The following is a 5066-nucleotide window of genomic DNA, read 5'->3' on the forward strand; positions in this document are numbered from 1 at the left end:
GATGCATGGTCATCTCCTTTTGTTTTTGTGATTTCGATGGGCTGGCAGTGAATAATCGCCTTCGGGCAGTGGAAGCCATCGCTCTTGCATCCGCTCAATGACTGTTTGAGGCACCTGGTGGATGTTGGCCCATTTTCCTGTGGTCTCCAGAAGCCTTACCCTGCACTGGAAATGCCGTGCCAGTGCAAAATAGGGGTAAAGTTCAAACCCTTGGGAAAAAGTGTTGCTGATAACAACCTGACCACCCACCTGGAGGTGCCAGTAAGTCCTGAGTATGCAGGCCTGGTGGGCGGTTTCCAGCCGGATGGGGTCATACTGATAACCCTGACCTGCTTGCATGAAGTATTGGTCGGCCTCCAGGTGCAGGTGATGGACATAATCCCGGGCCAGGCTGCTCTTGCCACTGCCTGGCAGCCCACGAATCAGGATCAGTGGCGGGGTAGGCGGCTGGCAGGGTTGAAGGCAGAAGCTGTGGATCAGCAGGCTGAAGTCACTGTTGCTGTAAGGTACAGGCATCACCGGATGATTAGGATCTGACTTTTCGGATCAGGAAGGTTGATGCCGTAACCAGCTCCCTGCACTTTGGGCGAACTTTCATCATCGTTGAACAAGGGTTTGGGCAGAATGCAATTGGCCAGATTTTTGGGCAGTTTGCTTTTCATGCCGTTCTGCAGGTAAGTCAGGTAGGAACTGAAGTTGTTAGCAGACATGCCATCATTATTATTCCTGAAGGCCTGGATGCCACGGTACAGGCTGGCATGCTCGCTCCAGAGGCGGTTGTCATCAAGCAGTTTATCCAGCATTTCTTTTCCGTCCTTGGCGTTCAGTTTCAAGTCCATGATTTCATTGAGCTTAATTAACAACTCGGTGGCCAGCAACTGGTCTTCATTTCCCTTGCCATTTTTTGGTGCCGGGTAGTTGCCGCGCTGCCCCTTGTCTTTCATGGAGTCTTCAGCAATCAGTACATACAAGGCCCAGTGCAAGGGGTTGGCAATGTGAATGCTGGTTAAAAGTGACTTGCCGGGTTTGATCATGACATCCAGCCGTTGCTCTTTCAGGTGTAAATGCAATACCAGCCGTGCTGGTTGCTCACCAAGGTTGACCAGATCGACCAGCGTACGAAAATTCAAATGACTTTGTACTTCTTTCAGTAACTCCGGAACCAGACTGCGCTGGCGGATGAAAGGAATGTCTGTCAGTGTGACTCGGGCCTCTTTAGCATTGAGTTTCTGGCCTTTGAAGCCGACAAACCACTGATCATCACGGGTCGGATAGTAAAAGTCGCTGGATTCATAGCCTTCTGTGACCAGCACGTGTGACAGGCAGTCGTGGTGGCGGCCAAACAGGCTCATGGCATAACCCAGATAAAAGGTCATGGTTTTACGACCGCCAGCTATTGAGGCATGAATGCTGGTGTAATCATCCACGGTAAAATCTCGCACTTTGGCCATGATGAAGTTGGCCAGGGCTTCATGGTCTTCTTCACTTCGGGCATCTTCAACCGGTTGGCCGTTGGCATCGGGCACCACCAGAATATCATCCCGGGTAAAGGGGATCAGGGGTTTATCCAGCATTTCACAAAGGGCCTGCAAGTGACCCGCTTGATGCAGGCCTTCCCAGGCTTTTTGCTCGCCGTAGGCGGTGGTGATGATCTTGATTTCATCCGGCCAGGCATCACCGCGCTTATTGATGCCGTAGAGGGTTTCCGTGACCACCGCTGGCGAGCTGCCGGTGATGGCTAGCAGCAGATGTTTTTGCTGGTTCAAGGGGTGCTCCTTTACTATTTATCATGGGGTCAGTGGAAGTTGAATGGCAGGGCTTTGCCCAGAGCTTCCAGACGTGCCTGATGGGTTGTTGCCGCTGCTAGCGTAGCAAGCGTTGCAATCGGGAACACCGCCGGCAGTTGCTGAGAGGTGGCTTCTAGCTTTTCTACAGGCAGCTGAAGGCTTTGCGCCAGGGCAGACAGTACACAGGCCATCCAGTGCAACAGCGGGCCTTGCTCTGGCTGCATGCAGGCTTCGATGGCTTCATTAAAATAGTTGCCGGCTTTTTCCCTGGCGCCGTTTTCTGCCAGCAGCCAGCCGCGATAGGCCAGGATCAGCATCCAGGGGTGGCCTTCACCAAACTGCCATTCGGGCTCAGCAGTCAGGTAGGTGTTGCGTTCTGCCGTGGTGTCTTGATGCACCACCAGCCAGCGCAGCAGCAGGTAATGATCAAAGCGCAGTGGGTCACCACTGCGAGCGACTGCCTTGATGCTGGCATCACCGGTTTTGTGTGTGGCCTGTTCTGCCAGCTGCATGATGTGACTGCGGGTTTGGGGATCCTGATCATCCATCAGCACCAAGCTGCGATAAATGAGCGTCTGGTGACTTTCACGAAGTGCTTTTTGTGGGTCCGACAAACGATTAAAGCAGGCCAGTGCAGCATCAAAAGCACTTTTTGCACGGGTGGGCTGATTGTTGAACGCGGCCAGTTGCCCCAGGGTGGAATGCAGTTTGCCATGATTCAACAGGCCGACCGCAGCAACCGGCTGTTGCAGCCACTGCTCAATAAATGGTTGAGGGCTAGTGAAATCCATGATGTTGGTGGCACTGATGGCGACCCGCAGAATGGCTTCGCAAGCATCCGGTGCAGACTCTTCAAGTAAGCTTTGCGCGCGTTTAAGGACCTCGCTGACCAGCTGCAGGTCGGATAGTCCTAGATGATTTTTTGCAGCCAGCTGCAGGGATTTCAATTGCAATTCCAGCAGGCCGGGCAGTGCGTGCCCGGAGCGGGTGCTTTCCAGCCACTCCAGTGCACGCAGCAGGCTGTTGGCAGTGAATCGTTTGGTGCTGACTCGCGTTCTGGCAACATCAACACACTGCTGCCAGAAGCTGGGGTCCTGTTGTGCACGCTCTGCAGTTTGTATCAGCAAGTGCCGCAGCAGGGAGTGTTCCGGTTCCAACGCAGCCAGTTGGCAGAGTTCAAACCAGTCCTCGGCAGACAGCTCCGGACTGTTGCTGACGCGTTGATAAAAACGCTCGATTAGTTGCATGTCGCTGTTCTGCAGCAGGCAATGATTGCGCCAGTGTGTTCTGGCCAGCATCTTGCGTTTGATGTCATCGGGGCTTGCCCAGGCATTGGCAATTACGTCCACATAACCATTCAGGGGGTGGTTTTTGGACATGATTTCAAGTTGCAACTGCAGTTGGGCAAAGCGTCCGGGAGCCAGCAGCTTCAGCTCATTTTCCAGCGTTTGCGCCAGTGCTGTCAGTGCAGTGCTGGAGGTGTAGACATCACGCTGTTCAATCAGGATTCTGACGCGTGTGGGTCCGTTGACAGGCAGCATCAGTAAAGCCCAGCGTGCCAGTTGTGCCACGGCACTGATCCAGTTGTGAGTCAAAAGATCCTGGCGGACTGTAGCGCCCAATATTCCACTGTTACTGTTGATGATTGCCAGTAACAGCTTCTGAATTTCAGCATGAGTCAAGTCGGAGGCGTGGTGGGGTCTGCTCAAGGGCAGTAGGTTACTGTTGGCCGGCAACGCCAAGGCCACTATACGGCCAAGGTCACGATCGGTTTCATTCAGCTCGGTGGCATCCAGGCTGAACTTTTTGCCACTTTCATCAATCAGGATTTGCCACTCACTCGAAGGTGGCAAAGCCCGCAGGCTTTGGGGGTGCAAGCCATCTGTAAGAGCGATGTTTGGCAGGGTAATCTTGAACTGACGGGCTGCCTGACGCTTTTGGTGCTGGGTGTTGTGCCAGTTTTTTTTCTTCTGCATCTCGATCTTGAGGTGCTTGACGACCCGGTGTGGCTGGCTGTTTGCCTGTTGTTCGATCCACTCGGCAACTTCATTGAATGAGGCGCCGGCTTGCAGTTTTTTATTCAGGGCCAGACTCATCTGAAAGGCATGACGGCCGTGGCGGGCAGCGGTCTGAAGCTCTTGCAACAGTGCTGGCTCACCACTGAAATGGTGCAACTGTTCCTGTAACATCCTTTCGGCTTCAGCCAGATTCCAGGCATGATTCCGAAAGGTTTGTTCTACCACTTTTTTTACATCGACATCTGAAACAGAAGCGGTGGTTCCCCATGCCTCTGGGTCCACTGACTCAGTTGGCGAGGGTAGTGGTTTTGCTGGTGCAGCGTGTGATTTTTGCTCTTGATGCCCGGAAGCTGTCAACTTCAGCCAGGCATCATTGCCCTGCAGCAGCCAGAGTGTTGCAGATGGAAAACGTGTGCGTGCAGCAAACCAGTAGAGGGCAGGGGTATCAAGAGATCCCAGAAAACTTAGTGGCTGGTTGTCGGGCAGTGCTAGGGCATCCAGTGCCTGCAATACCTGTTGCAGGCTGTCGGCTCCAGCCAACTCAGGCAAGGAGTTCAGAACTTGAAGGGATTCAGGCTGTGATTGTTCGGGTGCGCGTGGTAATCGGATGGCTAAGGTCATGACTGTATCCTGTGCATTCCATTGGTGGATTCACGATTATTTTAATTCGATTTTCAGCACTTTGCTGCTGTTGTAAAGTTCATAGAGTACCAGAGTCGTCAGGGTTGTAGCAGTAATGATCAAGACGGTTTTCATGGTTATTGCTCCTGCTGTGCCCGATGGGTTACCGGGAAGGTGGCTTCTGCAATTCTACGCATGCGGATGCTTTTAGCTGGTCGACAAATTTGCCGTTACAAATGCCAGGGAGCGGTTGTGTATCATTGCTCCAGTTGCATTCAGCCTCAATCCACCACTCAGCGAAGATCAAACCATGACCCAACTGACCAGCGGTTGCCATATCAAGGTTTCCAGAGTTTTCTATAGTCACCACGGTATTTATCTGGGAGATGGGCAGGTTGCGCACTTTACGGGCTTATCCGATGGATTTGATTTTTCAAAAGAGGCCATCATAGAGGAAACGTCCTTGCATGATTTTTGTGCCGGTGGCGATGTCAAGGTGGTTTCACGCCCTGGTCTGGTTTTCTCAGCCGATGAAGTGGTCAAGCGTGCCCGAAGCCGCGTGGGAAAGACGGGGTACAACATTTTCTCCAACAATTGTGAACACTTTGCCAACTGGTGCCTCAAGGGTGAGAAAAGCAGC

At 52.9% G+C, this 5066-nt stretch carries 4 protein-coding genes; 1 reads left to right on the forward strand and 3 read right to left on the reverse strand.

Features of this window, described 5'->3' with window-relative positions; all coding sequences use genetic code 11:
- Window positions 1-9 precede the first annotated feature (9 nt).
- The 3 genes from IBX50_RS17055 to IBX50_RS17065 are packed head-to-tail and all read right to left on the reverse strand — an operon-like array spanning window position 10 to window position 4426.
- The gene (locus IBX50_RS17055) at window positions 10-516 is read right to left on the reverse strand and encodes an AAA family ATPase (RefSeq protein ID WP_292257501.1); all 507 of its coding nucleotides are present in this window, start codon (window positions 514-516) and stop codon (window positions 10-12) included.
- Window positions 516-1766, reverse strand: coding sequence for a CRISPR-associated ring nuclease Csm6 (gene csm6 / locus IBX50_RS17060; protein ID WP_292257502.1), 1251 nt, complete (start codon window positions 1764-1766; stop codon window positions 516-518). The genes IBX50_RS17055 and csm6 overlap by 1 nt, the downstream gene beginning before the upstream one ends.
- A gap of 29 nt (window positions 1767-1795) precedes the next feature.
- Window positions 1796-4426, reverse strand: a complete 2631-nt coding sequence (locus IBX50_RS17065; protein ID WP_292257503.1) for a hypothetical protein — start codon at window positions 4424-4426, stop codon at window positions 1796-1798.
- A gap of 310 nt (window positions 4427-4736) precedes the next feature.
- On the opposite strand from IBX50_RS17065, the gene IBX50_RS17070 reads away from it, so the two are divergent.
- The coding region (locus IBX50_RS17070) for a lecithin retinol acyltransferase family protein (protein WP_292257504.1) at window positions 4737-5066 on the forward strand (330 nt) is incomplete at its 3' end.

The organism is Marinospirillum sp., assembly GCF_014859565.1.